Here is a 23,131-nt window from a genome sequence, read left to right as displayed (position 1 = left end):
CCATGAAAGCGCAGGCGGACGCGTTGGCTTCTCGCGGCCGGTCTGGCGCTCGCCAGCGCGGTTTCACGCTGATCGAGCTGGTGATTACGCTGGCGCTCGTCGGCATCCTGGCGCTCGCGATCATGCCGTTCTCGGAATTGATCGTGCAGCGTCAGAAAGAGCAGCAACTGAGCGCGGCGCTGCGTGAGATTCGCACCGCACTGGACGCTTACAAGGAAGCGAGCGACACCGGCCTGATCGAGCGGGAGGCGGATGCATCCGGCTATCCGCCCTCGCTGAGCGTGATGGTGACGGGCGTGAAGAATGCGAAAGATCCCAAAGGCGGCTTGTTGATGTTTCTTCGCCGCGTGCCCCGCGATCCGTTCTTTACGGGCGACGCGGAAATTGCGGCCGAGGACACGTGGAACGTGCGCGCCTTTGGCGAGGCACCGGATCCAGGTGAGGGCGGTGACGCGGACAACGGTTCCGCCGGCAATTCGCGCGCCGGTAAGGACGTGTTCGACGTGACATCGAAATCCGATCGGGTCGGCATCAACGGCATTCCATACAAACAGTGGTGAGCCGCATCATGACAACCGTGCGCGCGCGTAAAGCCAGAGGCTTCACATTGATTGAACTGGTGGTCGTCATGGCGATCATCGGTCTGTTGCTGACGGTTGCATTGCCCCGTTACATGCACAGTATCGAGCGCGGCAAGGAGCAAGTGCGTCAACAGAACCTGGCGGTGATGCGTGACGCCATCGACAAATACTATGGCGACAACGGCCAATACCCGGACACGCTCGACGATCTGGTGACAAGGCACTATCTGCGCGCAATTCCGGTCGACCCCGTCAACGGTGACGATAAATGGGCGGCGGTGGCATCGCCTGACGAGAGCAAGACGGGTGTCTACGACGTCATGCCGGCGAGCAGTCCGCAGGGGATGCCGAAAGATCGGGCGGGAGCGGCGCAATGAGCGATGTGAGCCCGCGGGCAATCAGACGTCACCCTGTCGCTCGCGAAAATGGAATGGTTCTGCTGGCGCTCCTGATTGCGCTGATGCTGATCTCGATCGCATTGATGGGCGCGCTCGACGTGTGGTCGCTTGAGCGGCAGCGCGAACGGGAGCGGCAACTGCTGTTCGTGGGCAATCAGTACCGGCTCGCGATTCTTCGCTACTACCGCGCTGGAAGGGCGCTGCCGGCGTCGATCGACGAACTGCTCGACGACTCGCGTTTTCCGGCGCCGCTGCATCATTTGCGCCGCGCCTATCCGGATCCGGTGACGGGTAAGAACGATTGGGTTTTTATGCAACAGGGCGCGCGTATATACGGCGTGTATAGCAGTTCCACCGACTTGCCGATCAAACGCGCTGGTTTTCCGCTTCTCTATCAGGACTTCGAAGATCAGAAGACCTATGGCGGCTGGCAGTTTTTCTATTTGCCGCCGGTCGTGCGCAACTACACGAACACGCTGAGCGCGCCGCCGAAACCGCCGACCTCCTTCGATCCGCTGAACAGCTCGTTGCCCACTTTCAACGGGCGCAGCGTGGGCGGCTTGCGCTGAGCGGACAGTCGTCCGGTTGGCGCTTATGGCCGAATCCATTGCTTACGCCGGCGAAGCGATCATCACTGGCGGTGCCGGGACGGCAAAAGAATAATGTGCGCTACCGCACATATCTCGACGTTTCCTCTTCCGTCGCCTGCAGAAGAAACTAGCATCAAACGCACAGCCTTCCCCGCATCCTCTCTTTGCCGGCTCAGGTCTGAAAACATCAATTCAGAAAAGCGGACCGCGCGTCCCTTTAACCTGACAATCCAGAGGAGACCGAACAGAGGTCTCTTCATATAAATCAACGCTGATTGAATCGCCTCCACTGCGCTGCAACGCGACAGGGCAGATGCCTTCGTCGCTCTAACTAACATGGAGAAACGATTATGGACCGTCGCGAATTTATCAAGAAGACATCGGCGATTGGCGCCGCACTGACTACGCCAAAGCTCGCGCTTGGCGCATCCGGGGCGGCCGCGGGCGACGCCGCGCAAAAGGGAACCCCCAACATTCTGTTCATTCTGCTTGACGAGATGCGCTACCCGCGTGTGTTCCCGGCGGGAATCAACAGTCCGGGCGACTTCCTCAGGCATTTCATGCCCCAAACGCATTCCCTGTGGAGAAGGGGCGTTAAGTTCTCCGGACACTACACGGCCGCCTCCGCATGTACGCCGGCGCGTGGCACTTTGGTCACTGGTCTTTATTCGCAGCAAACCTGGGTGCTGACGACTATCTTCGATAATCCGTCAAGTAAAGGTTCGCTTCAACCAACGCTCAGCCGGGTGTTTCCGACCTATGGCAAGCTGCTGCGCAACCTCGGTTATTCGACGCCCTACATCGGGAAATGGCATCTGTCGGTTACCGTCCAGGGGCAGCGCGAGCTTCAGGAGTACGGATTTCAGGCGATGACTTTCCCTGATCCAACTGGCAGCAACCTGCAGGGCACCGTCGGCGATATTCCCAACCTGTACTACAGCGACGAGTACATCGCCAATCAGGCGGTAGCGTGGCTCGGTCAGCGTAAGCCGAACGAAGCCCCCTGGTGTTTGACCGTAGGCCTCGTGAACCCTCACGACAAAGAGTTCTTCCCGGCGGGAACGGAATTCCAGACTTACCATGATTATTTCGCGAACTCGAACTACAACCCCAACGGTTATCAGCAATGGCGGGACTACACGGTAGGGCCGCCGAACTACGATTGGAATACCAATCCACTCAAGAATCCACCGACGCTGGCGTACGCGGCGGTCCTGCCGAACTGGGAGTCGGCGGATCGCATCCAGCGCACCAAGCCGGCAGCGCAGGCGTTCAACAGAATGATCCAGGAGGCTATATGGGGTGGTGTTCAGGATGATCCGGATAGCGCTGACTTCGTCATCACTGAATATCCCGTGCCGATCCAGGGCGTGACGAAAGGGATCGGCAAATCGCCATTCAGTTACTGGAAGCGTAGCCTCGAGTCGTACACGCAGATACTGACAGACGTCGACGAACGGATTGGCGAGATCGTCCACTCGCTGCCTCACGATGTCGCGCGCAACACGATCATTATCCTGACGTCCGACCACGGCGAATACGCTGGCGCGCACGGGATGGTGTCCGGTAAGACCTCGACATGCTACGAAGAGGCGTACAACATCCCGTTGATCGTGGTTGATCCTACGGGACGGTATGCGGGCGACGTCGACAAGATCCGCGACGGCCTGACTTCTTCAGTCGACATTCTTCCGATGCTGGTGACGATAGGCAACGGCGGGAACCGCAATTGGCTAACGGGCGACTACGCGCAGTTGTACGGCGGCCGGCATGATCTTCTTCCGATGCTGAAAAGCGATTCGGCAGCCGGCCGGCCCTATGTCACCTTCACGACCGACGAAACACTGCCTGAGTCGTACATACCAAACGCGTCCAGTACGCCGACGCATATCATTGGTGTACGCACTCAGGCGAACAAGCTCGGCACCTATTCGTTCTGGGCACCGGAGTCGACGACCATCTCGGGCCGAAGCCAACTCGAGTACTACGACTATGCGACGACGGCAGGACAACTGGAACTCGATAACCGTTACCGCGATCCAGCGGCCCGAACGCTCTATCACCAGCTGCTGACGGATATTTTGCCTAACGAGTTGAGGGCGCCGCTGCCCGGGAGTTTGGTGGCTGCCCAGACGCTCGCCGAGGCGAGATATGTGAGCTACGTGAGGCTGATTAATTCCGGGGGCGTGAGCGAACCGCAATTGCCACTGTCGATCGGCGATATCTGACGTTGGGGCGAGGCTGCGGCGGAGAATCGGCGGCTATTTGTGAAAAGGGGAAAGGGGCCGCGCGGGCCCCTTTGTTGTTTGCGCGCCGTTGATTGATCAGAACGGCGGATCACGCTCGTTGAACGGCAGCTCCCGTTGCCGGCGGTCCTCGTGCAGGACCCGCTGCATGTCGGAAGATAGCAGGTGCAGATCACTTCACGCAGGTCGTCGAGCAGTTCGAACACGGCGAGCGCCTGCTCGGGCGGAGACGGCGGATGCGGAGTCTGGGGGGGAAGACGCTTTACATCGGCGGCTCGTTGCCGGCTGCGCACGCTCTGGCAGCCGAGCATGTTGACGTCTATCTGGACGACGAGATGATATAACACGACATTATAGTACTAATGTCGTGTTTCAGGGACGAGTGCGTAGCATTCCTCGCGTTTTACGTTGTATTATCAACGCACTCGATATTTCCCAGGCCGGTACCACCATGACCCTCGAAGCCGACATCGAAGTCGCCCGCCAAAATGCGTCCGACACGCAGACGCTTTATCGCGAAGTCTGCGCGTTGCTGTTTTTCCGCTACGGCGAAACGCCGACCGCAAACCGCCTGTACCAATTGGTGCGTAAAGGCAGCATGAGCGCGCCGGCCAAGGCGTTGCGCGATTTCTGGACCGACGTGCGTGACAAAACGCGTGTCGATGTCGGCCGTCCGGATTTGCCAGCTGAGGTCGCAACAGCCGCCGGCGAGTTCGCGGCGCAGATGTGGCGTCTGTCGAGCGACGCCGCGAACGCTGCGCTCGACGTGTTCAGGCAGGACGCCGACGCCCAAATCTCCGCGGCGCAAAAACAGGCCGAGCAACTAGACAGGCAGCGTCAGGAAGCCGTCGAGCAGGCCGAAAAGTCGGCCAACGACGCCGCGACCCTGCGCGCGCGGCTCGCCGGGCTCGAGGCGCGCATCGTCGAACTGCAGACCGCCAACGACATGCTGACGGCCCAACTGACGGCATCGAAGGAAGAAATCGCGGCAGGCGCCGCCGCGCTCGCCGATGCCCGCCGGGATTTCGCCGACGAACTCGCGAAGCTGCGCCACTCGCACGAGCAGAACGAGCAGCGGCTCGCCGCTGCGGAAAAACGCGCATTGCTCGAAATCGACGGTGAACGGGCCGCGGCGCAACGTCTGCGCAAGGAGCTTCAGGCGAGTCACGAGCGGGCGGCGACGCTCGAAGCCGAATCGCGAACCGAGCGCGACGCGCTGCGCAACGAGTTGGCCGCAATAAAGGCGGAACTGGCTGCCTCGGCTGCGCGGCATGCCGAGACCCGCGGACAGCTTGCGGAAAAGGACGCGTTGCTGGCTGAACGCGTGGCTGCGATCGACCTGTTACGCGAGCGTATCGACACGCTGTCGCGGCAGATCGAGACGGCGCGAACAGAAAAAACGTCCGCGCGCCCCGCCCGCCGCGCCCGCGAAAAATCATCCGCGCAAGGCCGCGCAACGGCGGGTTTCTCAGGCGGACCGTTCGTCAAACGCTCGACCAACGCCAAATCACGCGAGTCGTAACAACGCCCATAAGCGGCATAAGTGGCTACCTCCAATTCCACAAAACCGGTTATTCCACCAAGCCAGTCGACCGTCTAACCTGAGCTCACGTTAAATCCACCGCAAGGACGGCCCCCATGAAGATCATGCACGTCGACGCCAGCGCGAAGCGCGAGCGATCGAATTCCCGCGCGCTCGCCCGCTATTTTCTCGAGCGTCTGCGCGAAGAGCGCGTCGAGTTCGACGTCGACTATCTGGACGTGACAGTCGACACACCACCGCACGTCTCCGAAGCGTTCGCGATCGCCACCTACACGGCCGCGCAAGAGCGCACAGCGGCGATGAAAGCGACGCTGGCGTCATCGGATGCGCTATGCGCGCGCCTGCTCGCCGCCGACGCGCTGGTGTTCGCCATGCCGATGTACAACTGGTCGATGCCGTCGGCGTTCAAGGCGTTCATCGATAGCGTCACGCGGACCGGCGTGACCTACCTGCACGCGCAAGACGGTCGCATCGTCGGGCAGTTGGGCCGGCACAAGGTGTTGTTCATCACGAGCCGCGGCGCGGATCTGCGCGCGGGCTCGCCGTATGAATCGATGGATGCGCTGACGCCGGCGCTCAAGGCTGCATTCGGTTTTCTTGGCGTCGCCGCGCCGACCTTCGTCGATGCGCAGCCGCTGCAGTTCGCCAATCCCGAAGCGCGGGCCGCGGCGCTCGAACGCGCGCGTGGAGAATTGGCCGGGGTTGCGGTGCAGTGGGCACAAGGCGAACGCGTGGCAAACCGGCAAGCCGAGGCGTTGTGCCAGGCTGACGCGGAGTGAAGCTATGAATACGATCCGCACTTTATTCGCGTCGACGCTGTTCGCCGGCGCCGCGATCACGGGCACGTGGCAGTCCGCCTATGCCGCCGACACCGCCGAGGCGAGCGCAGCCCCTCACGAAGCCATCGCCCCCGCCTTCGCCGTCCCGATCACGAACGTGCCGGGCAAGACGATGACCGCGCTCGTCGTCGACTATGCGCCGGGCGGCAAGTCGGCGCCGCATCGGCATGGCCAGGCGTTCGTGGTGGGCTATGTGCTGTCGGGTGCGATCCGCAGCCGTGTCGATAGCGGCGGGGAGCGCGTCTACCATGCGGGCGAATCGTGGACCGAGAAGCCCGGCGCGCATCACATGGTCAGCGAGAACGCGAGCACGACCGAGCCGGCAAAACTGCTCGCGATTTTGGTCGCGGATACGAACGACCAGCACCTGGTGACGTTCGATAAAAAGTAATCGCCGTCGGGCGGCGGCACTCGCCGCCCGCGCGCATCGATGCAGGTGCAACGAGCTGCGCGCAACGCGGCATCAGAAGCGCGGATGACACTCGAAGCTGACCGACGACGCGTGCTCGGTCATCGCGCTGACACCGCTGACCGTCTCCCTATTCACGCTGCTTTGCATGCCGCGACGATCGCAGTAGTCGCGCGCCTCGTTCATCGCGAGTTCGTGCGCGCGCGCCCAGGCCATGCGTCCTCCGGTCGCGCTCGCGGCGACCGTGTAGCTGCCGGGCTTGTCGCTCGCGACCACATCCGTGCTCGACGCGCAACCGATGAGACTCGCGCACGCGAGCGCCACTGCGAGCGCTCCGCGCACACGCAGGAGCAGCGCCGCACTCTTCCTTTCTGCGCTCGCCACTCGCGCGACGCCGTCGGCTTCGCATACGCGCACCGTTGTGCACGCTTCGGCAAGACCGTCCGAACTCTGATTCAACATCGTGGATCACCTGCATTTTTAACCGATTAATCAGGCAGTGATTATCCGGAATCGTTCGCGCAAGATCAGCCGATACAACCGAAAACACTGTTGCGCGGCTCTTAACAATGGACATGACCACAATGCCGTGACCACATCGGCAATGAGCGGACCATGTGGTTCACAAAAGACTTCCGGAATCCCTTGTGAGCGTTTAGTCTGTAGCGATGCCTGCTCGACAGACAGGCATATCGAACCGCGGACGGACCCCACCACATAGCGGCATACACCGGTCGCCGAACCGGAGGAGACATATATGGATCTCGAATCACGTACCCTTCATCGCGTCACGATGCGGCTCATACCGTTTCTGATGCTGTGCTACTTCATCGCTTATCTGGATCGCGTGAACGTCGGCTTCGCGGCCTTGCAGATGAATAAGGCGCTCGATCTTTCCGCGAGCGCGTTCGGCTTCGGCGCGGGCGTGTTCTTTCTCGCGTACTTCTTTTTCGAAGTGCCGTCGAACCTGCTGCTCGAACGATTCGGCGCACGCCGCTGGATCGCGCGGATCATGTTCTCGTGGGGCATACTCGCGGGCGCGATGGCCTTCATCCCGGACATCTCGCGCTTCACCGGACTCTCGCCCGCCCACGTGTTTTACGGCCTGCGCATTCTGCTTGGTATTGCCGAGGCCGGCTTTTTCCCGGGCATCATTTTTCTGCTGACCTTGTGGTTTCCGGCCGCGTATCGCGGGCGCGTGGTCGGCTATTTCATGGCGGCGATTCCGCTGTCGACGGTGATCGGCGGCCCGATCTCCGGCGCACTGCTGTCGCTCGACGGCATCGGTGGACTCGGCGGCTGGCAGTGGCTGTATCTGATCGAGGCGGCGCCCGCGGTATTGCTGTCGGTCGCAGTGCTGCTCTATTTGACCGACAAGCCCGCCGACGCCACCTGGCTCAGCACCGAGGAGCGCGAATGGCTGATCGCACGCCAGAAGCAGGAGCGCGAGCATCGCGAGGCGGTGCGCCACTTCAGCGTGAAGGAGGCGCTGATCAATCCGCGCGTGCTCGCCATCGCGCTGATCTATTTTGGCGCGAATGCGACCAACTACGGCCTGAGCTTCTTCCTGCCGCAGATCGTGAAGGCCTTCGGTCTGACCAATCTGCAGACGGGTTTCGTCACGTCGCTGCCGTACGTGGTCGGGCTCATCGGCATGATCGTGTGGGGGCGGCATTCGGATCGCCACCTCGAGCGCCGCTGGCACGTCGCGATTGCGCTGTTCATTGCGGCGGGCGGCATCGCGGTCTCGGCCGGACTCGACAATCCGGTGCTTAAGATGATTGCGCTATCGATTGCCGGCTTCGGCATCTTCGGTTGCCTGCCGGTGATCTGGACCTTGCCGGCCGCGTTTCTGTCGGGCGCCGCGGCCGCGGGCGGCATCGCCGCGATCAATTCGCTCGGCAATCTGGCGGGTTTTTTCGGCCCGTTCGCGATGGGCTGGATCAAGGACAGCACCGGCGGCTTCGGCGCCGGGCTGCTATGCCTCGCGGGCGCGGGGCTGATCGGTGTGGCGGCGGTGTTGCTGCTGCATCACGACACGTCGCTCGAGACGGCGCATGGCAATCCGCATGCGCGGCGGCCGGGTGAAACGGGCGTCGCGAGGCCTTAGCCTTCTGGCTCCCCCGCTTCGATTCGCACCCGGGCAGCGCGCCCGGGTCGCATTCAGTTCGCCCCGCTGCCGTTGTTCGACCCTGCGCCGCCCTGACCGCCCGCATCGGGCGGTACGACGTCGTCTGGCGTCGGGGTCGGCGCGAGCGCGGCCGCAGCGCCGTCATGCGTTTCACCGTCGACGGCATTACCGGGCGGCGTGGTGGGAGCCCCTTCCGACCCCGACCCAGGCGCCGGCAGCAACGGCGGCAACTCGCGTACCTCGCCCTGCACCGCGGACGCGCCCGCTGCCTCTGACGCCGCCGGAGCAGCCACGGTGGACGCCGATGGCTGCACCGGTGCCACCGGCGCGCGCCGCGCCGGAGCACGCGCCACGACCTGCTTGTCCGGCTGCGCCAGCGTGCGCGTGAACAGACTCTCGATCCAGTTGCGCAAGCGTTCGGCGCGCTCCGCGAACCAGCCGGGCTGCTGCTCGGTATCGAACTTCATGTGGCTGTCGACGAGCCGCGAGCGCTGCGCGCGCTGGAAGAAATCGCCGACGATCGGCAGCGCGCTATGCGCGCCCTCCCCCCAGTAGTCACTGCGCAACGTCACACGGCTGTCGTTGAAGCCGACCCACGCCCCCGCCACCAGTTGCGGCTGCATCAGGATGAACCAGCCATCCGCGTTGTCCTGAGTCGTGCCGGTCTTGCCCGCGACGTCGCCGCGCACGCCAAAGCGCGTGCGGATGCTCGCGCCGGTGCCGCGGCTGACCACGTCGCGCATCACGTCGACGAGCGTGCGCGCCGCGTCGGCGGGCAACTCGCGCCTCGGCGTGGCCGGGCTGAATTCGGCGAGCAGCTTCCCGTTGCGATCCTCGATGCGCGTGACCATCAGCGGCTCGACGTAGCCGCCAAGGTTCGCGATCGTGCCGTACGCCGACACCATTTCCTTCAGCGTGACCGGGCTCGTGCCGAGCGCGAGCGACGGCACCGGGTCGAGCTGGCTGTCGCGCACACCCATCGCGCGCGCGAGCTTCGCGACCCGGTTCGGACCGACCGACTCCATCACCTGCGCGGTGATGCGGTTGCGCGAATACGCGAGCGCATCGCGCAGGCTGATCATGCGGCCGCTCGGCTCGTCCTCGTCGTTCGGCTTCCAGAGTTCGCCGCCGGCGAGTTCGATCTGGACCGGATTGTCCGGCAGTTTGTCGTCGGGCTTCGCGCCGGCCTCGAAGGCCGCCGCGTAGACGAACGGCTTGAACGTCGAGCCCGGCTGACGGCGCGCCTGCTGCACGTGATCGAACGGATCAACCCCGAAGTCGCGGCTGCCGACCCACGCCTTGATCTCGCCGGTGCGCGGGTCCATCGCCAGGAAGTCGGCCTGCACGCGCGTCTTCGTATCGCACACGCTTTGCACGAGTTTGCGATCGGCGAGCAGGTGTTTGAGCGCGTCGTCGTCGGACAGGCCCGTGTCTTTGGCCGCGCGGAAGTCGGGCGTCTCGCGCAGGAACGTGCGCAGCAGGTCTTTGTCGGCCGAGCAGCCGGCGCGCGTGCCGCACGCCGAGTTCGCGATGTTCTGCAACTGATTGCCCTGCAGCGTGACCGCCTGGGTCGCCATCGCCTGGAGGCGCGAGTCGATCGTCGTGCGCACGACGAGCCCATCGGAATAGATGTTGTAGTCGTTGCGATCGGCCCACGCGACCAGCCATTTGCGCAGTTGCTGCGTGAAGTGCGGCGCGGGTCCGGGCGGCTCGATCTGGCGCTCGAAGTCCAGACGCAGCGGCTTGCGGGCGAGCCCGTCGTACTGCGCGGGCGTCAGCTTGCCGTACTTGACCAGCTGCGCGAGCACCGTATTGCGCCGCTGCAACGCGCGCTCGGGGTTCAGCACCGGGTTGTAGTACGCGTTGCCCTTCAGCATGCCGGTCAGCGTCGCCGCTTCGAGCACGTTCAGCTCGGACGCGGACTTGTCGAAATAGGTGCGCGCGGCCATTTCGATGCCGTACGCGTTGTACAGGAACGGCACCGTGTTCAGGTAGGTTTCGAGGATCTCGTCCTTCGTGTAGAACGCCTCGATCTTCAGTGCGGTGATCGCTTCCTTCAGCTTGCGCGTCAGAGTCGGCGCGCGGCCGATTTCGTCGGGATACAGATTGCGCGCAAGCTGCTGTGTGATCGTCGAGCCGCCCTGGCGGTCGCCGGAGAACGTGTGCAGCGCCGCCGAAGCGGTGCGCCGCCAGTCGAGCCCGAAATGCTGATAGAAGCGGTGATCCTCGGTCGCGATCAGCGCGTTGACGACGTTCGGCGAGATGTCCGTCAGCTTGACCCACTCGCGGTTCGACGGCTTGAACTCGGCGAGCAGCTTGCCGTCCGCCGACAGGATCTGCGCGGGCTGCTCGATCTTCGCCTTGCGGATGTCGCCGATGCTCGGCGTGAACGGAATCAGCAGCAGCACGTACAGCACGAACAGCAGCGGCAGCGCGGCGAGCCCCCACGCGAACGTGCGGCGGGTCGGGTGGCGCAGATGCCATGCGGCCTTCGCGAACAGCGGGTTCGCGAGGGTCAGCCCTTTGTCGAGGGCCGCCAGAAAGGAGGAAAAGAGGCGCTTCACGTGCTGTCGTCGGCTGGGAAAGGCGCAATCGTACCAAGATGTGGGGGGTGCGCCGATTTTTGCTCCATTCGCGCGATGGCGTGCGGCTCCGGCCGGGCCACTATAATGTCGCCAATTCCGACAAGAGGTGCTTCATGATCATCAAACCGCGTGTGCGTGGCTTCATCTGTGTATCGACCCATCCGACCGGCTGCGAAGCCAACGTCAAGGAACAGATCGAGTATGTGAAGGCACGCGGCCCCATCGCCAACGGGCCGAAGAAGGTACTCGTGATCGGCGCGTCTACCGGCTATGGCCTCGCCGCGCGCATCAGCGCCGCGTTCGGCTCGGGCGCGGCGACCCTCGGCGTGTTCTTCGAGCGCGCCGGCAGCGAAACCAAGGCGGGCACGGCCGGCTGGTACAACACCGCGGCGTTCGAGAAGTTCGCCAACGCCGAAGGCCTGTACGCGACCAGCATCAACGGCGACGCGTTCTCCGACGAAGTGAAGGCGCGCACCATCGAAGTGATCAAGCGCGATCTCGGCCAGGTCGATCTGGTCGTCTACAGCCTCGCGGCGCCGAAGCGCCAGCATCCGAAAACCGGTGAGGTGTTCAGCTCGGTGCTGAAGCCGATCGGCAAGGCAGTCAACCTGCGCGGCATCGACACCGACAAGGAAGTGATCAAGGAAACCGTGCTCGAACCGGCGACGCCGGAAGAAATCGCGCACACGGTCGCGGTGATGGGCGGCGAGGACTGGCAGATGTGGATGGACGCGCTGGGCGAAGCTGGCGTGCTCGCCGACGGCGCGAAGACCACCGCATTCACCTACCTCGGCGAAAAGATCACGCACGACATCTATTGGAACGGCTCGATCGGCGCGGCCAAGAAGGATCTCGACCAGAAGGTGCTCGGCATCCGCGCAAAGCTCGCGGCCAACGGCGGCGACGCGCGCGTCGCGGTGCTGAAGGCGGTCGTCACGCAGGCAAGCTCGGCGATTCCGATGATGCCGCTGTATCTGTCGCTGCTCTTCAAGGTGATGAAGGAAAAAGGTACGCACGAAGGCTGCATCGAACAGGTCTACGGCCTGTACAAGGACAGCCTCTATGGCAGCCAGCCGCATCTGGACGACGAAGGCCGTCTGCGCGCGGACTACAAGGAACTCGATCCGCAGGTGCAAGGCCGCGTGCAGGAGCTGTGGAACCAGGTGAACAACGACAACATCTACGAACTCACCGATTTCGCCGGCTACAAGACCGATTTCCTGCGTCTGTTCGGCTTTGAAATGAAGGGCGTCGATTACGACGCGGACGTCAATCCGGACGTGCGGATTCCGAATCTCGTTCAGGTTTGATCCCCCGAGGGGCGGCCCCGCTTCGCGAGTTCGCCCCTGCTGTTACCCCCGCTTGATCCCCTCCCTTAACTCCCTCCCCTCACTTCTTCCACCCACACGTCAGCACGGATACGCGCCCTGCAACGAGCGCAGAATCGCGAGCCCGATCGGAAAATCGTCGGAAATGCCCGGATGGTTCGCGAAGAACGCATCGAGCAGCGGATAAACCGTCTGGTTGCCGATCGCGAGCGTTTCTGGCGGACAGAACAGCTGCCGCTGTTTGCGCGAGACCAGGTCGCCGTTCGCCCAGCCGAACGCGTTGATCGTGCCGGTGATGTACGCCGCATAGATCGAGTTGTTGTCGGCGTGCGCCCATTTCTTGTACTGGGCGGCAGTCATCTCGGCACTCGCATTCAGAGTGAAACACGCCGTCAGCGCAGCCAGCGCGAATTTAGTTACCCGCATCGTTGGACCTTCAATGTCGCTAAATGGGCGCCATTGTAGGCGACGCGGGTGCACCGCGCAGAAGCCGTCGAGCACGGCAATTCGAAAGCCATACGTAAATATTGAAGGCGGCATCTGCCAGCATCGGCGGGTTTGCGGACGCGCGCGTGAATCAACGGTTACGGCGTGCCGTTACGGCAATACCTGCGATACCCGTCGCGCTCGGCGAGGCGCGCCATATACGCGGCCAGCGCCGGCAAATCGTCGTGCTGCTGCGGCGTTTCGAGCCAGCGGTTCGCGGACAGCGCGATCGGAATATCGGCGAGCGAGAACGCGTCGCCCGCGATATACGCGCCGGTGCGCGCGAGTTGCTGCTCGACGATCGCCATATGCTTCGACCAGTTCGCACACGACGCGGCGATCTGCCGCGGGTCCTGATGCTCAGGCGAGTGCCGCACGAGTGCGAGAAACGCGTAGCTCCACGAGCGGTTCAATTCGCTCGCCTGCCAGTCGATCCATTGATCGCAGCGCGCGCGCTCGACCGGATCGGCCGGATACAGCGCGTCACCGCGATAACGGTTCGCGAGGTAACGGATGATCGAGTTCGATTCCCACAGCACGAAGTCGCCGTCGCGAATCACGGGGACCATCGCATTCGGATTGAGCGCGCGGAATTCGGCAGCGTCGGTCGAGCGAAAGCCCGAGCCCCAGTCTTGCTGGTCGAACGCAAGCCCGAGTTCCGCGCAGGTCCACAGTACCTTGCGGACGTTGATCGAGGTGGTCTTGCCGAGTATCTGCAGCATCTGTCGTTGTCTGTCGCGTCGGTAGAACGGGTTGAAGGTACCAAACTCAGCAGCCCATGAGTTTGCCTTGCGCGCGGCGCGGCGTCATCCGCCTTTCAGCGTCGCCTGTTCGCGGATCATGTCGTACAGCGCCTGCGCGGCCGGCGACAACTGCGCGGTCTTGCGCGCGACCAGCACCAGCGTGCGCGACACGGTGGGCTGCGTGAGCTCGACGGTGCGCACGCTCGGATACGCGCCCTTCTGCAGCGCGAGTGCGGGCACCACGGCCGCGCCGACACGCTGCGCGACGAGCCCGACCGCGGTTGAACTGCGCTGCACCTCGTAGAACGACCGCAGCGCGAGTTCGCTCGACGCCAACGCGACGTCGAGCAGCGCGCGATTGCCGCTGACCTCGCCGGCGAAAATCAGCGGGAACGCCTGCAACTGCCGCCATGCGATGCGCCGCCGCTTCGCGAGCGGATGGTCTTCGTGGCAGATCAGCACATAGCGGTCTTCGGTGAGCGGCACGGTGGCGAGATCAGGATGATGCTCGCGCGCGATGTTGATGCCGAACTCGACCTCCCTGCGCAATACGGCCTCCTCCACCGCCGACGACGCGTGATCGAGAATCTTGATGCGATTGTGCGGATAGCGCGACGAATACGCCTGCAAGATGCGCGGCAGATACTGCACGCCGACGGTCGGCACGCACGCAATCGACACGTCGCCGCGTCGTGCGATCCCCGTTTCGCGGATTTCGACCAGCGCGTCGGCCAGTTCGCCGAGCAGCCGGCGCGCCTGCGGCAGAAAACTGCGGCCGATTTCGGTGAGCGCCATCGACCGCGTGGTGCGCTCGATCAGCGTGACGCCGAGATAGGTTTCGAGCTTGCGCAGCCGTTGCGTGATCGCCGTTTGCGTGACGTGCAGCGAATCCGCCGCGCCCTGGAAGCTGCCGCGATCGGCAATCGCGACGAATGCCTGCACGCCGAGCGTGTCGATTTTCATTAGAAAAATGAAGTAATCGGAATCATAAATTCATTTTACTCGGGACCGGTAGCGGCCGAGAATGGCCGCAACGAACCTAGCAAAGGAGCAGAAGATGACCGACAAAACCACGAACGAGCACAGCGATTGGCACGCGAAGCAGTACACCCTATTCGAGAACGAGCGCACGCGGCCGGTGCGCGATCTGCTTGCGGCGGTGCCGTTGGACGGGGCCCGGCTCGCGGTCGATATCGGCTGCGGACCGGGCAACTCGACCGAGGTGCTGGCCGAGCGGGTGCCGGGCGCATCGGTCAGCGGCATCGACAGCTCGGCCGACATGATCGCGGCGGCCCGTCGGCGGCTGCCGCAATTGCGCTTCGACGTCGGCGACGTGTCGACGTGGGATGCGCGCGGCCCGTTCGACGTGATCCTCGCGAACGCGGTGCTGCAATGGGTGCCCGACCACGAGCGGCTGTTCCCCGCGCTGGTGGCAAAACTGGCCACGGGCGGTAGCCTCGCCGTGCAGATGCCCGTCAATCTCGACGAACCGGCGCACCGGCTGCTGCGCGAAATCGCCGCCGACGGGCCTTGGGCGCCCAGGCTGACGGGCGTCGAGCGCACCGTGCGCCACGACGCGAACTGGTACTACGCGCTGCTCAAGCCGCTGTGCGCGCGCGTCGACGTGTGGCGCACGGTCTATCACCACCCGCTCGCGGGCCCCGACGCAGTGGTCGAATGGTTCAAGGGCAGCGCGCTGCGGCCGTTTCTGGCTGCGCTCGACGACGCCGAACGCAGCGCGTTTCTTCAACGCTATCGCGACGAAATCGCCAAAGCCTACCCGGCGCTCGCCGATGGCACGGTGCTGCTGCCATTTCCGCGGCTTTTCATCGTCGCGACGCGCGGCCAACGCTGAGTCCGCGCCCGGAAACCGCCACAAGCCGCTGAGCGCTGCGCGGCGGGGCTCCGGCGGATGCTCCGGGCTCGATCGGGCGGCCCGCGCACGTCGCGGATGCATCGCCCGAACGCCCGCCTGTTGCGGTGCCGCACGCTAGGGTTGGTCAGGAATTGCCGCCCGGGAATTCCGCATGCTAATGTTTATGAAAAGCGGAGGACGGCGCCCGCCGGCCTCACCGGGAAGCCATTTACTGCAGCGAGCGTCGCCATGAGTGATGTACGCCAACATCTGAGTCCCCGTGACCGCCTGGAGCTGTTGTGCTGGCTCACATGCGGAAGCCTCGGCGCTTATTATCTGAACGAAGACTGGCCCGACGCGGCGTTTCACGTGCAGTCCGCGCACAAGTGGCTCGACCGCCGCGCGCGCGAAGCCGACTGGCTGTGCATTGCGAAGCTGTCTGCCACCGCCGTCGAAATCGCGCGGCGCCACGCGCGCTTCGTCGATGCCGATTGGGCGCGCGACGCGGTCGAGGAAATTCTCGATACCGACGAACTCGACCCACAAGCCCGGCTCGTCCGGCAGGTGATAGGCGACTGCCAGAGCGCGCTAGCCGACAAGCGGATCGCCGATTAGCCGCGGGCTGGTTTTTCTTCCTTTTTTGCGGTGGTTTAGGGGGCCGATCTTTGGCCCCTTTTGCATTGTTCCGCCCTTAGCGCGCACGATGCGCTACTTGCAGTCGGTAAAAAATGCGGTTCGTGCAATCGCCGCGACCGCCCCGCCCTTTATTCCTCGACCATCGTCTTCAACTTCAGCAGCGCCTGATCCCATTGCCGCGAAATCGCGTCGAGCGCGCGGCGCGCCGCGTCGAGATGCGCGGGCTCGAACGCCCACAGGCGCTCGCGTCCGACCTTTACATCGTGTACGAGTCCCGCGTCGGCCAGTACCTGCAGATGCTGCGTGACCGACTGCCGCGTGATGTCGGTGCCGGCCGTCAGCTGCGCGATCGACATCGCGCTGCCCGCACACAATGCCGCAACAAGACGCAGGCGCGTCTCGTCACCGAGCGCGGCGAACACCGCCGCCGAACTGCGCAGCGTCGCCGCCTTGAGACCCGCCTTCGCGGAGCCCGCTTTAACCCGCGCCGACATATCGTTTGATATTGCCCATCTGCTGTCCCCAGCCGCCGTCGTTCAGCCGAAACGCTTCCGCGCGGCGCCCGACCGGCAACTGGTCGAAGCCCGATTCGACGACGCGCAGCAGCGTGCCGGACTCGACCTCGCTCAGATCGAATTCGACGAGCGTGGTCGGCTCCGGCGTGTAGTCGATCGTGATGTCGATCGCGGCCGGATGCCAGCGCCACGACAGATGATGCTCGGGCTCGACGCGCTCGACCAGCACGTCCATCACCAGGTGCTCGTAGCCCGGATAGGTGATGTGCCCCTGCGTGGATTGGCCGGCGACGAACTGCTTGCCGGCGAGGTTCACGCCGAACCATTTGCCGAATTCCTCGGCGTTCGCCAGCGCGCGCCAGACGCGCGAGCGCGGCGCCTTCAACAGAATCTGCTTTTCGATGCGATCGGTCGATGAGTCCATATGCAGCCTCCTGGCTGCATATTAGAAACGCCGCGACCGATATGCAAGCATTCGACTGCGCTTTTGTCAGCGCCGTGCCTCACTCCGTCGCATGCGCATGCATCACGCCGGTCTGCATCGACCACGCCATCCACGGCCGGCGCAGCGCGACGATCGCAAGGAACGCGCACGCCGACAGCGTGCCGAACGTCGCGAAGCCCATCTGATAGCTGCCGGTGCTCTCCTTCGCGATGCCCATCACGACCGGCAGATAAAAGCCGCCGATGCCGCCCGCCGCGCCGACGATGCCGGACATCAGACCGGTGCGGCCGGCCCAGCGATGCGGCACGAGCTGGAACGTCGCGCCATTGCCGAGGCCGAACGCCACGTACATGCACAGCAGCAATGCGATGCCGCCCGCGAACGACGGCATCGCCGTCGCGAACAGGAAGTCGCAAATCGCGATGATCGCGAGCAGCACGGTCAGCGCGCGCACGCCCGACACGCGGTCGGCAATCAGGCCGCCGAGCGGACGCACCATCGCGCCGGTCGCGGCGAGCAGCGCCATGAACAGACCCGCGTCGATCTTCGACAGTTGATACAGGTTGGTCAGCAGCAGCGACACATACGAGGACATGCCGACGAAACCGCCGAACGTGATGCTATAGACGAGCATGATGACCCACGTATCGCGCTCGGCGAGCACCGAGCGGTAGCGTTGCGGCAGCACCGCGATCGCGAGCAGCGCGCCGACCACCGGCAACAGCAGCACGCCGGTCTTGCCCGCGCCGAACAGCCCCGCTTCGACGAGCAGCACGAGCACGATCAGGCCGACCAGCGTCGTCGCGAAGCTGCCGAACGCGCGCAGCACGCTGCCGGTCTTGACGCCCGCGTCGTTGGCCCAGAAGTACAGCGTGATCGCGGCGATCGCGAGCAGCGGCAAGGCGCCGCCCGCGGCGAGTTGCCAACCATAGCGCGTCGCCAGTTGCGGGAACAGGAAGCCGTCGAGCACCGCGCCGATGTTGCCGGCCGCGGCGAGGCCCAACACGAGGCCCTGCACCTTCGGCGGATAGTTGCTGCCGGCCATCGGCAGCGCGACCGCGAAGCTGGCGCCGCCGACGCCGAGGAACACGCCGAGCACCAGCAGCATTTCGTAGGACGGCACGGATTGCAGCAACGGCAGCACGATCGTCGGTACCGCCGATAGCAACACGCCCATCAACGCAATGCGTTTGCCATGCGCGGACTGATACAGATTGCCGAGCGTCACGCGCAGAATCGCCGCGGACAACACCGGCACCGCGACAAGCAGACCCTGCTGCGCGGGCGTCATCGCGATGCTCTTGCTGATGAACGGCGCGAGCGGCCCATACAGCACCCAGACGGTGAAGCCCGTGTCGAAATACAGAAAGCAGGCGACCAGTGCGCGCCAATCGCCGCTTCGCAGGGAGTGCATCACGTTTTTCATCAGAGATCCTCGGTAAATAAAATGCCTGGTAGTCCGGTTGCTGCGTTACTTGTGTTTTGCACCGGCATGTCGCCCGGAGTTTTAACCGGGACTCGATATGCAAGCGTCATGCCATCACGCTGTGCGTTTTGAGGCCTTTTTTAAGGCCTTTTTCGAAACGCGTCGGCGGCTCAATACACGTCGCGTGCATAGCGCTTTTCGCGCGTCAGACGGCTCACGTATTCGAGTGCTTTCTCTTCGCTCATGCCACCGTGCGTCGCGATGATGTCCTTCAGCGCCGCGTCGACATCGCGTGCCATCCGGTTCGCGTCGCCGCATACATAGAAATGCGCACCGTCTTCGAGCCATGCCCACAGTTGCGCACCGTGCTCGCGCATGCGGTCCTGCACATAGATTTTGTCGGCCTGGTCGCGCGAGAACGCGACGTCGAGTCGGGTCAACAGACCGCTCGCGCGCATCGCTTCGAGCTCGTCGCGATAGTAGAAGTCGGTCGCGGCATGTTGTTCGCCGAAGAACAGCCAGTTGCGTCCGCGTTCGCCGCGCGCCTGCCGTTCGTGCAGAAAGCCGCGAAACGGTGCGATGCCGGTGCCGGGGCCGACCATGATCATCGGCGTGTCCGACTGATGAGGAGGACGAAAGTGCGCGGACTTCTGCACGAACACGGGGACGTCGGTGTCGCTTGCACGATCCGCGAGAAACGTCGACGACACGCCCTTGCGGTGCCGCCGCCCATTGCTGTAACGCACCGCCGATACCGTCAGATGCACCTCTCCCGGATGGGCCTTCGGGCTCGATGCGATCGAATACAGGCGCGGCTGCAAGCGCTTCAGCATGCCGGTGAGTTCGGCGGCCGAGAGGCTCACCGGAAACTCGTGCAATACGTCGGCGAGCTGCTGTCCCCATAGCCATTGCTTCAGATCCGCCTTGCGTTCGGGCGCGAGCAGATCGCCCAGCGTGCCGTTGCGGCTGCGCGCGGCGACCAGCGCAAGCGCTTCGGCGCTCGGCCGCGCGATCTCGTAGTGTTTGGTGAGCGCATCGGCGAGGCGCATGTCGCCGATACCCGCGACGTGCACCGATGCTTCGGCATCCAGACCGCTCAGCGTGATCAGTTCGTCGACGAGTTCGGGGCAGTTGCTCGGCCACACGCCGAGCGCATCACCCGCTTCGTATTCGAGGTTGGAATCGCCCGTTTGCAGCGACACGTAGCGCGTATCCTTCACGGCGCCCTGCCGGTTCAGTCGCAAATTGCCGACGATGCGCGACGCGGCCGGCCGCGCCTTGGTCGGCACCGCGCCCACCACCGCGTTGATCATGCCGCCCGGCGGCACCGCATGCAGCGCGGCATCCGCCTGCTTGATACAGACGATCACGCGTTCGAGCCATGCATCCGCGCTCGACTGATATTCGATGTCGCAATCGACGCGCTCGGTGAGACGCAGCGCGCCCTGCGCGGCGAGCCGTTCATCGAGCCGACGGCCGTGACCGCAAAACTGGTCGTAGTTGCGATCGCCGAGCGCGAGCACCGCGAAGCGCACGCCGTCGAGGCGCGGCGCCGTGGCGGCGTTCAGATGCGTCCAGAAGTCCTGCGCGTTGTCGGGCGCATCGCCGTCGCCGAACGTGCTGGTCATCAGCAACACGTACTGCGCCTTCGCGAGCGCCGCGAACGGATAGTCGGCCATGCACGCGGTGCGAATCTCGAAGCCCGATTCCATCAGACGCGTCGCGTAACGCTCGGTCAGCGATTCGGTGTTGCCGGTTTGCGAGGCCCACAACAGCGTGACCTTCGGCCGGGTGCGCACGATACGCACGCCCGATTCGCGGGCCTCTTCCTGCACGGCATTCGGCGGCGATGCAGCGCCTGAAGCCCGGGCCGTCGTCGCGCTGCGGCTATACAGTCCGGCAAGCAGACCATCGACATAGAGCCGCTTCACCGCATCGAACGGTGCGCTGTGCGGCAGCACCGGCACGTTGTCGAGGCCTTGCGCTTCGGACGAACGCAGGCCGCTGACGAACCCGGCCAGATACGCGCGCTCCGGATCGCTGAGCGCGGGCATCGGTACGGGCTCAGGCGGCAATTGCAGCAAAGTCGTGAGGGCTTCGATACGAGGCATGGGTTGATCCTTGGCGCTGGGCGCAAAAGCCGCTGCGTCGGCGGGAGTAGAGAGCGCGTCGTCGTTGCGTTTGTCAGCGATGCGCTCGGCCGTTACCGGACTTAGCGCGACCGCGCAGACTTTCAGTTCGGGCTGCAATGAAACCGGATCGACCGCGTCGTTGGTCACCGCGTTGATGCAAAGCTCGTCGCCGAACACGTCGTTCCAGTGCATCGGCGCGAAGCACTGCCCCGCGCTCACGCGATCGGTGACGACGGCGGGCAGCACTGCGCGGCCGCGCCGTGAACGCATCTCGACCGCGTCTTTCGCGCGAATGCCGAGTTCGGCCGCATCGTGCGGATGAATCTCGACGAAGGGTCCCGGGTTCAGCTTGTTCAGCATCGCGACCTTGCCGGTCTTGGTCATCGTGTGCCATTGATGCTGCACGCGGCCCGTGTTCAACACGATCGGAAACTCGCGATCGGGCAACTCGGCCGCGGGCTGATACGCGCGCGCGAAAAACTTCGCCCTGCCGCTCGCGGTCGGAAAAGCAATGCGCGGGCGGCTGCCATCTTCAGCCTCCCTAAGCGTTTGGCTCACGCCGTCATTCAGATAGCGAAGCGGATTGCGCTCGGACGAATCCGCCGACGCGATCGGCCACTGCAGCGGTGCGTCCTTCAAGCGGCGATGACTCGCGCCGCGCAGATCGTAGCCGGTCGCCGGGTTCGCCGCGCGCGTGAGTTCGGCGAACACTTCGTCGGCGCTCGCATAGCTGAACGCATCGGCAAAGCCCATTTCACACGCGATGCGCGCGATGATCTGCCAGTCGGGCAACGCCGCGCCGGGCGGTTCGATGGCCTGCTGCATCAGCGTCAGATTGCGCTCCGAGTTGACCATCACGCCTTCGGCTTCGGCCCACAAAGCGCCTGGCAGCAGCACGTCGGCGTAGCGATTCGTTTCGGTGTCGAGGAACGCGTCCTGCGCGATCACGAGTTCGGCCGCGCGCAATCCGGCGATGGCGGTCTGCCGGTTCGCGACGGTCGCGACCGGATTCGTGCAGATGATCCAGCACGCCTTGATGTCGCCCGCGGCCATGCGCGCGAACAGGTCGATCGTGCCGTTGCCCGCGTCCGCTTTGAGCGTGCCCGGTGCGATGCCCCACAGCGCCTCGATGAACGCGCGATCTTCAGCGACCAGCGCCGAACGCTGACCCGGCAAACCGGGGCCCATGTAGCCCATTTCGCGGCCGCCCATCGCGTTCGGCTGGCCCGTCAGCGAGAACGGTCCACTGCCGCGCCGGCAGATGCGGCCCGTCGCCAGATGCAGATTGCACAGCGCATTGGTGTGCCACGTGCCGTGCGTGCTCTGGTTCAGGCCCATCGTCCAGCAGCTCATCCAGTCTTTGGCCGACGCGATCATCTGCGCGGCGCGACGGATGTCGTCAGCGGCGAGGCCCGTGATGCGGGCGACGTTCTCCGGCGTGTACTCGGCCAGAAACGCGGGCATCGCGTCCCAGCCTTCGGTGTGTTCGGCGATAAAAGCCGCATCCGTTGCGCCGTTTTCGTGCAGCAGATGCAGCAGACCGTTCAGCAACGCGAGGTCGGTGCCGGGTTTGATCTGCAGGAACAGATCGGCTTTCTCGGCGGTCGTGTTGCGGCGCGGATCGACGACGATCAGCTTCGCGCCCGCCTTCACGCGATCCATCATGCGCAGGAACAGGATCGGATGACAGTCGGCCATATTCGCGCCGCTGACGAAAAACAGATCCGCGTGATCGAAGTCTTCATACGAGCCGGGCGGACCGTCCGCACCGAGCGACAGCTTGTAGCCGCTCGCCGCGCTCGCCATGCACAGGCGCGAATTCGCTTCGATATTGTTCGTGCCGATAAAGCCCTTCGCGAGCTTGTTGACCAGATACTGCGCTTCGAGCGACATCTGCCCCGACACGTAAAACGACACCGCATCGGGACCATGCTCGTCGATCACACGCCGCAGACGCGCCGCGGTGTCGCTCAACGCCTGCGCCATCGGCAGCGGCGCCGGGTCTTCATCGCGCGCATGACGCACGAACGCGCCTTCGAGACGCCCCGACTTGCGCAGCGCGACGTGAGCCGACTGGCCCTTGGTGCAGAGCCGGCCAAAGTTGGCCGGATGCTCCTTGTCGCCGGCGATCTTCACGACCTGGCCGTCCTCGACGTGCAGCACCATGCCGCAACCGACGCCGCAATAAGGACACACGCTCTTTACGCTGGTATCAGACATGCGCGAATGATCTGGTTAGAACT

Annotated in this window: 20 protein-coding genes; 11 read left to right on the top strand and 9 right to left on the bottom strand. The window is 64.2% G+C overall.

Annotated features, from left to right (window positions below):
* Positions 1–2: 2 nt before the first annotated feature.
* From AB3X86_RS21120 to AB3X86_RS21090, 7 genes are all read left to right on the top strand, one after another.
* Positions 3–560, top strand: a complete 558-nt coding sequence (locus AB3X86_RS21120; protein WP_368597484.1) for a type II secretion system protein — start codon at positions 3–5, stop codon at positions 558–560.
* A gap of 8 nt (positions 561–568) precedes the next feature.
* Entirely contained in the window at positions 569–958 is a 390-nt protein-coding gene (locus tag AB3X86_RS21115; protein WP_176119772.1) for a type IV pilin protein, read from the top strand.
* 53 nt (positions 959–1,011) lie between these two features.
* Entirely contained in the window at positions 1,012–1,548 is a 537-nt protein-coding gene (locus AB3X86_RS21110; protein ID WP_368597483.1) for a type II secretion system protein, read from the top strand.
* Positions 1,549–1,919: 371 nt separating this feature from the next.
* Positions 1,920–3,797, top strand: coding sequence for a sulfatase-like hydrolase/transferase (locus AB3X86_RS21105; protein ID WP_368597482.1), 1,878 nt, complete (start codon positions 1,920–1,922; stop codon positions 3,795–3,797).
* A 469-nt stretch (positions 3,798–4,266) separates the two neighbouring features.
* The gene (locus AB3X86_RS21100; RefSeq protein WP_368597481.1) at positions 4,267–5,337 is read left to right on the top strand and encodes a DNA-binding protein; all 1,071 of its coding nucleotides are present in this window, start codon (positions 4,267–4,269) and stop codon (positions 5,335–5,337) included.
* 116 nt (positions 5,338–5,453) lie between these two features.
* The gene (locus tag AB3X86_RS21095; protein WP_368597480.1) at positions 5,454–6,137 is read left to right on the top strand and encodes an FMN-dependent NADH-azoreductase; all 684 of its coding nucleotides are present in this window, start codon (positions 5,454–5,456) and stop codon (positions 6,135–6,137) included.
* A gap of 4 nt (positions 6,138–6,141) precedes the next feature.
* A complete protein-coding gene (locus AB3X86_RS21090; protein WP_368597479.1) occupies positions 6,142–6,588 on the top strand; it encodes a cupin domain-containing protein in 447 nt (148 codons plus the stop codon).
* Positions 6,589–6,660: 72 nt separating this feature from the next.
* Here AB3X86_RS21090 and AB3X86_RS21085 read toward each other — a convergent pair whose 3' ends face one another.
* Positions 6,661–7,068, bottom strand: coding sequence for a hypothetical protein (locus AB3X86_RS21085; protein WP_368597478.1), 408 nt, complete (start codon positions 7,066–7,068; stop codon positions 6,661–6,663).
* A gap of 295 nt (positions 7,069–7,363) precedes the next feature.
* Between AB3X86_RS21085 and AB3X86_RS21080 the strand changes: the two genes are divergently transcribed.
* On the top strand, positions 7,364–8,716 hold the full coding sequence (locus AB3X86_RS21080) for an MFS transporter (RefSeq protein ID WP_368597477.1): 1,353 nt from the start codon (positions 7,364–7,366) through the stop codon (positions 8,714–8,716).
* Between the two features lie 53 nt (positions 8,717–8,769).
* Here AB3X86_RS21080 and AB3X86_RS21075 read toward each other — a convergent pair whose 3' ends face one another.
* Positions 8,770–11,301 (bottom strand): penicillin-binding protein 1A, encoded by a 2,532-nt coding sequence (locus tag AB3X86_RS21075; RefSeq protein ID WP_368597476.1) that lies wholly within the window; start codon positions 11,299–11,301, stop codon positions 8,770–8,772.
* Between the two features lie 134 nt (positions 11,302–11,435).
* Here AB3X86_RS21075 and fabV point away from each other — a divergent pair, with 134 nt between their 5' ends.
* On the top strand, positions 11,436–12,632 hold the full coding sequence (fabV, locus tag AB3X86_RS21070; RefSeq protein ID WP_368597475.1) for an enoyl-ACP reductase FabV: 1,197 nt from the start codon (positions 11,436–11,438) through the stop codon (positions 12,630–12,632).
* A 99-nt stretch (positions 12,633–12,731) separates the two neighbouring features.
* Here the strand turns inward: fabV and AB3X86_RS21065 are convergent, their stop codons facing one another.
* The 3 genes from AB3X86_RS21065 to AB3X86_RS21055 all read right to left on the bottom strand — a co-directional run bounded on the left by AB3X86_RS21065 (position 12,732) and on the right by AB3X86_RS21055 (position 14,842).
* Positions 12,732–13,010, bottom strand: a complete 279-nt coding sequence (locus AB3X86_RS21065) for a hypothetical protein (RefSeq protein ID WP_246392042.1) — start codon at positions 13,008–13,010, stop codon at positions 12,732–12,734.
* A gap of 224 nt (positions 13,011–13,234) precedes the next feature.
* Positions 13,235–13,858 (bottom strand): glutathione S-transferase family protein, encoded by a 624-nt coding sequence (locus AB3X86_RS21060; protein ID WP_368597474.1) that lies wholly within the window; start codon positions 13,856–13,858, stop codon positions 13,235–13,237.
* Positions 13,859–13,942: 84 nt separating this feature from the next.
* On the bottom strand, positions 13,943–14,842 hold the full coding sequence (locus AB3X86_RS21055) for a LysR substrate-binding domain-containing protein (protein ID WP_368597473.1): 900 nt from the start codon (positions 14,840–14,842) through the stop codon (positions 13,943–13,945).
* Positions 14,843–14,936: 94 nt separating this feature from the next.
* Here AB3X86_RS21055 and tam point away from each other — a divergent pair, with 94 nt between their 5' ends.
* Positions 14,937–15,734: a trans-aconitate 2-methyltransferase gene (gene tam, locus AB3X86_RS21050; RefSeq protein WP_176377770.1), complete on the top strand. Its 798-nt coding sequence runs from the start codon at positions 14,937–14,939 to the stop codon at positions 15,732–15,734.
* A 249-nt stretch (positions 15,735–15,983) separates the two neighbouring features.
* Entirely contained in the window at positions 15,984–16,349 is a 366-nt protein-coding gene (locus AB3X86_RS21045) for a hypothetical protein (RefSeq protein WP_368597472.1), read from the top strand.
* Positions 16,350–16,498: 149 nt separating this feature from the next.
* Here the strand turns inward: AB3X86_RS21045 and AB3X86_RS21040 are convergent, their stop codons facing one another.
* From AB3X86_RS21040 to AB3X86_RS21025, 4 genes are all read right to left on the bottom strand, one after another.
* Complete coding sequence (locus AB3X86_RS21040; protein WP_176367277.1) at positions 16,499–16,864, bottom strand: helix-turn-helix transcriptional regulator; 366 nt, start codon at positions 16,862–16,864, stop codon at positions 16,499–16,501.
* On the bottom strand, positions 16,848–17,309 hold the full coding sequence (locus AB3X86_RS21035; protein ID WP_368597471.1) for an SRPBCC family protein: 462 nt from the start codon (positions 17,307–17,309) through the stop codon (positions 16,848–16,850). The genes AB3X86_RS21040 and AB3X86_RS21035 overlap by 17 nt, the downstream gene beginning before the upstream one ends.
* Before the next feature lie 79 nt (positions 17,310–17,388).
* On the bottom strand, positions 17,389–18,756 hold the full coding sequence (locus AB3X86_RS21030) for an MFS transporter (protein WP_368597470.1): 1,368 nt from the start codon (positions 18,754–18,756) through the stop codon (positions 17,389–17,391).
* A gap of 170 nt (positions 18,757–18,926) precedes the next feature.
* A complete protein-coding gene (locus AB3X86_RS21025) occupies positions 18,927–23,108 on the bottom strand; it encodes a molybdopterin-dependent oxidoreductase (protein ID WP_368597469.1) in 4,182 nt (1,393 codons plus the stop codon).
* Between the last annotated feature and the right edge of the window lie 23 nt (positions 23,109–23,131).

Source organism: Paraburkholderia sp. BR14374, assembly GCF_040948685.1.
Classification (GTDB): domain Bacteria; phylum Pseudomonadota; class Gammaproteobacteria; order Burkholderiales; family Burkholderiaceae; genus Paraburkholderia; species Paraburkholderia youngii.
This window is presented reverse-complemented; position numbering and strand designations above follow the sequence as displayed.

Bases quoted from the DNA above. Each gene is read 5' to 3' on its own strand.
- AB3X86_RS21040 (WP_176367277.1), bottom strand. From the start codon at position 16,864: ATGTCGGCGCGGGTTAAAGCGGGCTCCGCGAAGGCGGGTCTCAAGGCG.
- AB3X86_RS21090 (WP_368597479.1), top strand. From the start codon at position 6,142: ATGAATACGATCCGCACTTTATTCGCGTCGACGCTGTTCGCCGGCGCC.
- AB3X86_RS21065 (WP_246392042.1), bottom strand. From the start codon at position 13,010: ATGACTGCCGCCCAGTACAAGAAATGGGCGCACGCCGACAACAACTCG.
- AB3X86_RS21095 (WP_368597480.1), top strand. From the start codon at position 5,454: ATGAAGATCATGCACGTCGACGCCAGCGCGAAGCGCGAGCGATCGAAT.
- tam (WP_176377770.1), top strand. From the start codon at position 14,937: ATGACCGACAAAACCACGAACGAGCACAGCGATTGGCACGCGAAGCAG.
- fabV (WP_368597475.1), top strand. From the start codon at position 11,436: ATGATCATCAAACCGCGTGTGCGTGGCTTCATCTGTGTATCGACCCAT.
- AB3X86_RS21030 (WP_368597470.1), bottom strand. From the start codon at position 18,756: ATGAAAAACGTGATGCACTCCCTGCGAAGCGGCGATTGGCGCGCACTG.
- AB3X86_RS21080 (WP_368597477.1), top strand. From the start codon at position 7,364: ATGGATCTCGAATCACGTACCCTTCATCGCGTCACGATGCGGCTCATA.
- AB3X86_RS21055 (WP_368597473.1), bottom strand. From the start codon at position 14,842: ATGAAAATCGACACGCTCGGCGTGCAGGCATTCGTCGCGATTGCCGAT.
- AB3X86_RS21035 (WP_368597471.1), bottom strand. From the start codon at position 17,309: ATGGACTCATCGACCGATCGCATCGAAAAGCAGATTCTGTTGAAGGCG.
- AB3X86_RS21060 (WP_368597474.1), bottom strand. From the start codon at position 13,858: ATGCTGCAGATACTCGGCAAGACCACCTCGATCAACGTCCGCAAGGTA.
- AB3X86_RS21100 (WP_368597481.1), top strand. From the start codon at position 4,267: ATGACCCTCGAAGCCGACATCGAAGTCGCCCGCCAAAATGCGTCCGAC.
- AB3X86_RS21025 (WP_368597469.1), bottom strand. From the start codon at position 23,108: ATGTCTGATACCAGCGTAAAGAGCGTGTGTCCTTATTGCGGCGTCGGT.
- AB3X86_RS21115 (WP_176119772.1), top strand. From the start codon at position 569: ATGACAACCGTGCGCGCGCGTAAAGCCAGAGGCTTCACATTGATTGAA.
- AB3X86_RS21045 (WP_368597472.1), top strand. From the start codon at position 15,984: ATGAGTGATGTACGCCAACATCTGAGTCCCCGTGACCGCCTGGAGCTG.
- AB3X86_RS21085 (WP_368597478.1), bottom strand. From the start codon at position 7,068: ATGTTGAATCAGAGTTCGGACGGTCTTGCCGAAGCGTGCACAACGGTG.
- AB3X86_RS21110 (WP_368597483.1), top strand. From the start codon at position 1,012: ATGGTTCTGCTGGCGCTCCTGATTGCGCTGATGCTGATCTCGATCGCA.
- AB3X86_RS21120 (WP_368597484.1), top strand. From the start codon at position 3: ATGAAAGCGCAGGCGGACGCGTTGGCTTCTCGCGGCCGGTCTGGCGCT.
- AB3X86_RS21105 (WP_368597482.1), top strand. From the start codon at position 1,920: ATGGACCGTCGCGAATTTATCAAGAAGACATCGGCGATTGGCGCCGCA.